Origin of the sequence: Sulfitobacter sp. HI0027, from assembly GCF_001634775.1 — a bacterium.
Lineage (GTDB): Bacteria > Pseudomonadota > Alphaproteobacteria > Rhodobacterales > Rhodobacteraceae > Sulfitobacter.
In genome coordinates, this window is record NZ_LWER01000315.1 from 1 (window position 1) to 285 (window position 285).

Consider the following 285-nt stretch of genomic DNA (forward strand, 5'->3'; position numbering starts at 1 on the left):
ACATGCAGAGAAGAGTGTCGATCTATTTTTGATTGGTCTACCGTGGAAGACTTCGTTGCGTGCATCGCAAATTGTAATCATGTGCTCCTTGAACTGTTGTCGTTTTAAGGTCCCGACGGTGCAGAGAACATAATCTGAATGCATGATTTTGAAAAGATGTCTGATAGACAGCTCCTCATAGAGCCTGATCGAAGAACAAGCTGGCGCATCGAGGGCTTTGATCTGACGGGGTCCGAGCTGCGTAGCGGCAAAAAAGCATTCTGCTAAGAACGATGGGTTCACAGG

1 protein-coding gene is annotated in these 285 nt (G+C 47.0%); it reads right to left on the reverse strand.

Translation table 11 applies throughout. From position 1 onward, the window contains the following. A partial coding sequence (locus A3722_RS24905) for a hypothetical protein (RefSeq protein WP_236627448.1) occupies positions 1 to 285 on the reverse strand: 285 nt, incomplete at both ends.